We start from the raw sequence: 4,354 nt of genomic DNA, 5'->3' as shown, positions 1-4,354 counted from the left end.
TAATCCAATTAAAATCGTACGTGTTCCAATTTCCACGCCAACTCTATGGCCAAATACAACAACAAATTGTTATTTAATTGGGAATAAGCAAGAAAGTATATTAGTTGATGCGGGATACGATCAGGACATAACGAAAGAGGAGTTAAACAAAGCGCTTAAGGAAAATGATTTAGCCATACCCAAATCTATTATTCTTACACATTCTCACCGGGATCATGCACCGGGGGTTCGTCAATTAATGGATTGGTCTCCTATAATTTATTGCCATCCAAAAGAAAAACAAGCCATCTTGAAAGCGATTTTTCCAGTGCATGCAGTATCGATGCTAAACGATGGTGATGTCATACATATAGCTGACCTAGAAATAATGATTATTCATAGTCCAGGACACACTCCAGGTATGTTAAATCTTTATATACCTTCTAAACAAATTCTCCTTGCCGGGGACAATATTTTATCTGAAGGAACAACATGGATTGGTCCCCCAGAAGGAGATATGAGCGATTATATTCATACGTTAGAACGTTTACAGCACTTGGATTTAGAAAAAATTGGACCCGGACATGGTGAATGGGTCGAACATCCCTATAAACAAATTGAATTTGTATTAAACCGTAGATTATACCGAGAAAACCAAATTCAATCTCTACTTTTAAAACATCAGCAGTTAACCTCTACAAGTTTGACAGAAATGATTTATGAAAAGAATATTCATCCAAGTATTTTTGAGGTTGCGAAAAAAACGACAGAGGCCCATTTAATCAAGTTGATGAAGGAAGGAAAAGTTTCACTACACGATTCATGGTACTCGATTCACTCTTGATTTCTTACCTAGGCATGAGCAGTGCTCCCCCTTTTTGATAATTGATAACTGTTTGAAGTGCAGTAACCGTTGGAGGAGCAAGAAGCATATTTCCATTTTGATAGGACAATAAAGCTTCCTCTGGGGCAATCCAAAAAGCTTTGTCAATTTCGTTTAAATCAGGCTTCGGGGTTTGTCCCTCAGGCAATTCCGCTAGAAAAAATCGAGTATCGAAGCGATAAGCGCTTTCTTTTGGAGTAATTCGGTGCCCAAAATATCGCAGACAATCAAGATGAAGGCGAATGTTTTCTTGCTCTAATAATTGTGCAAATGAAATATCACGATTTACAAGGAGACGACGATATTCCTGTTCCGTTTCTTTTTGAAATTGAATAGGAAATCCGTCGCCTTGACTGCCAAATAAAATCCCAACTTCTTCGAATATCTCTCGTACTGCAGCGATATAATGAACAGAACTAAATGGCTCATTCGATATCGAGTGAGTTATGTATGCATGATCTACGACATAATCTCCTTCTTCTACTGCTCCGCCTGGAAACACATAAAAGCCAGCTAGAAACTTCATCGTCGCTGGTCGCTTTGTTAAATAAACCCTAGACATATGATCGATTAAAACAACGGTTGATGCAGGTTTTGGAAGTACAGTCATAACAGCCCACCCCATTTTCTATAATTTACCACATAACAATATTCAACTTTTGAGCGGCGTTTCCCTCCCTGCTCCTTCTTTAAATATAGCGAATCACCCTTTTGTCTAAATATTGACACATAAACTTCTCATCATGAACATTTCATTCCTTTAATAAAATAAGCATAGGTTCTTCATAGATTTAAAAGGAGGATACCGTTATCTGGTCTAAACTTATAAGTCAGAAAAAAATAACACTCCTTGAACCTCTTGCCACAATCAAAAAAGAATTAAAAGTAAGAAGTAAACAGCCTTCCATAAAAACAGAGCTCTCTTCCGAAGAGAGAACATTAATCGAACAAATCAAATTTAAAACAAACAAATGGAACCAAAATAATATAACAAGAACGAAAGCCTATCTTGATTTTTATCAGTGCCATCCCGAAGTGCATTGGGCTTTTCTAGGACATATGGTGTCGCGAAATGGCGGCTGGAATATGACCGATTTAAAGGGCGGGCTTCTTCCTCGATTACTAACGAAAAAAGAATGTCAGTCCTTTTTCACATTTTTAGAGCGAGGGAATTGGCTGATTTTTCAAGATGCATTTCCCCAATTTTTACTTTATGAAGAGAGCATCAAAAGAGAAAAAAATCTTTTTTATCTTTTGCCGCATTTTCATGTGTCGCTGTTCATGGAAATAATTTGGAATCATTTTTTAGAAGATTGTGATTCATATACACTAACAATTGCCTTAATCATTAATGAGCAAAGCTATTTAGAATTAAGAGTGATAGACAACCCTGTTTTTAAAAAGAGCATTTTTAATACTTTAGAATTTAAACTACAGGATTTATTATCAATGAATCAAATTCTTTTTCCTTATTTAGAAAATGGCAAAGTGAAGCTAATTGGCGAGACCTTACATCATTTTGAAAGCTTACACCGACGAATTTTATTAGGAAAACGACTATATTCTATTTTGTTTGCAGATTCAAAACGGTTAAATAAAATTGAGCAATGGGCATATCTGACCCCTCATTCAGGTTCTAGAAAAGATTATTGGCCTCATATTTTTCATGATATCGATGAAGGTGTTCCAGGAAGATTGTTGAAACGAAGGCTCAAGTCATGCCAACTGCTTCCAGGCTTTATACGATTCTATAGTCCTAAATTAGAATTCGTATGGAAAGATTGCGTACATGAGGAGGCTGAAATCAAGGAATGGTATGAAGATTGGCAAGTTGTTTATTACTTAATTAATTCAGAAGAAACCATAAATGGGGAGATTGAAGATGAATATTGCCAAACACTTGAAAGAATCGAGCTCACAACGATCGCCAAAAAAGCGATTTTTCTACGGAACTAAACATATATCAGTCGTAATTTCTACGCTGCTTCTCGCTTCACTCATTGGAACGTACCTTGATCTTTATTTTGTTGGAAAAGGTATATACCACTTTCCTAAAAGACCCTTGCCCGAGATTTTTCCAATCAATATTTTCTTTACATTGATTGGGCTCCCGCTGTTCGTTGGCCTTTTTTTATATGTGTGTCAGAAAGTGAACGTCTGGAAAAAAGCAGCGCTTATTCTCCTCTTAAGCCTATTTATATCTATTGGCGAAAAGCAAGCAGAAACATGGGAACTTTTCATTCACAACGATTCATGGAAGCACATCTATTCATTTATTGGTTATGCACTTTATTTAACATTCATTTATGTTTTTTATCGTTGGTTTAAACGAATCAGAGATTAATCTTCATAACATTTTCGTTATTTAATATGGTTAAAACGATGAAACATACGAAGCAAAACTCCAAATATTTTAACTATTTTCTGTTTGACGAATTAAACGAGTAAGAAAAATAAAAATATTTAATTAGGGGTTCTTAACTTACTATGCTATACTTAGAGCAACCTTTTAAGTTTTAAACTTTTTTTCTTCACTTGTACCATGCGCCCTACTCGTATATTGAGTAGGGTTTTTATATTTTTTTAAAACGAGCATCTAAATTTTACTGATATATGATGTATGTAAACGAACGATTCTGCTTGCGAGTCATTTAAAGAAAATTAAAAAAACAGACTCTAATTAAAGAATCTGTTTGTGTAGATGTTTAGTTATTGTTGCTATTAAGCTTTTTGAACGTTAGCAGCTTGAGCACCACGAGCACCTTGCTCAACGTCAAAAGTTACTTTTTGACCTTCGTCTAATGATTTGAAACCTTCACTTTGGATAGCAGAGAAGTGTACGAATACGTCGTCTCCATTTTCACGCTCGATAAATCCGAAACCTTTTTCTGCATTAAACCATTTAACTGTACCTTGTTCCATTTTTGTTGCCTCCTAGTGTGTTAAACACACAGTATATTACTATTCTTGCCCAAAGTGATCATCAAGACGAAAAGTCAAACTTATACTATCCTTTACACCGAACAAAAATAATTCTTTTTTATCATAACAGAGATTGGAAAGGAATGCAAATTATTTTAACATTGTATTCAATTGATAATAGGAGGACAACACATTCAGAATAAATTAGGGCAGCAGCTACTCTTTTAAGGAAATCCATTCTTCCGTTAGAAGGACAGTTTCGTATAATTATCCTTATTGAAGATTTAATTACAGATTTTGCGAAAAGAAAGCCCATTACGGTGCGCTGGCACCCCCCTTTAGGGATGGGATGAATGTTCGCTCAAATGCGGTGTGCAGATAAAATATCGAAAATACGTTCTGTACACCATGCATTTGAAATGGTATAATTTGGTGTATAGGATGTTCTTTGAAAACTGAACATAGGTGGTTGTGACAGGAAAAACGTCTGTCACGTAAAATGTTCAACGTTCTGCCGACCAACACTCTTCATAGAAAGAGTGCGGTATCATCATCCTAGACAAGTATCGC

General features: G+C 35.6%; 5 protein-coding genes. 3 read left to right on the top strand and 2 right to left on the bottom strand.

Annotated features, from left to right (window positions below):
* A partial coding sequence (locus V7068_RS17660; RefSeq protein ID WP_499713868.1) for an MBL fold metallo-hydrolase occupies positions 1-823 on the top strand: 823 nt, incomplete at its 5' end.
* Between the two features lie 4 nt (positions 824-827).
* Here V7068_RS17660 and V7068_RS17655 read toward each other — a convergent pair.
* On the bottom strand, positions 828-1,472 hold the full coding sequence (locus V7068_RS17655) for an NUDIX hydrolase (protein ID WP_499713867.1): 645 nt from the start codon (positions 1,470-1,472) through the stop codon (positions 828-830).
* Positions 1,473-1,672: 200 nt separating this feature from the next.
* On the opposite strand from V7068_RS17655, the gene V7068_RS17650 reads away from it, so the two are divergent.
* Positions 1,673-2,818, top strand: a complete 1,146-nt coding sequence (locus V7068_RS17650; RefSeq protein ID WP_499713874.1) for a DUF2515 domain-containing protein — start codon at positions 1,673-1,675, stop codon at positions 2,816-2,818.
* Entirely contained in the window at positions 2,730-3,206 is a 477-nt protein-coding gene (locus V7068_RS17645) for a CBO0543 family protein (protein ID WP_499713866.1), read from the top strand. Before V7068_RS17650 ends, V7068_RS17645 begins: the two co-directional genes overlap by 89 nt.
* 377 nt (positions 3,207-3,583) lie before the next feature.
* Here V7068_RS17645 and cspC read toward each other — a convergent pair whose 3' ends face one another.
* Positions 3,584-3,784: a cold shock protein CspC gene (gene cspC, locus V7068_RS17640; protein ID WP_010331195.1), complete on the bottom strand. Its 201-nt coding sequence runs from the start codon at positions 3,782-3,784 to the stop codon at positions 3,584-3,586.
* Positions 3,785-4,354: the final 570 nt, after the last annotated feature.

This window comes from Bacillus sp. JJ634, assembly GCF_036962285.1.
Classification (GTDB): Bacteria; Bacillota; Bacilli; order Bacillales; family DSM-1321; genus Peribacillus; species Peribacillus asahii_A.
Note: the sequence above shows the minus strand (reverse complement) of the source record. Positions and strands in the feature narration are given on the sequence as shown.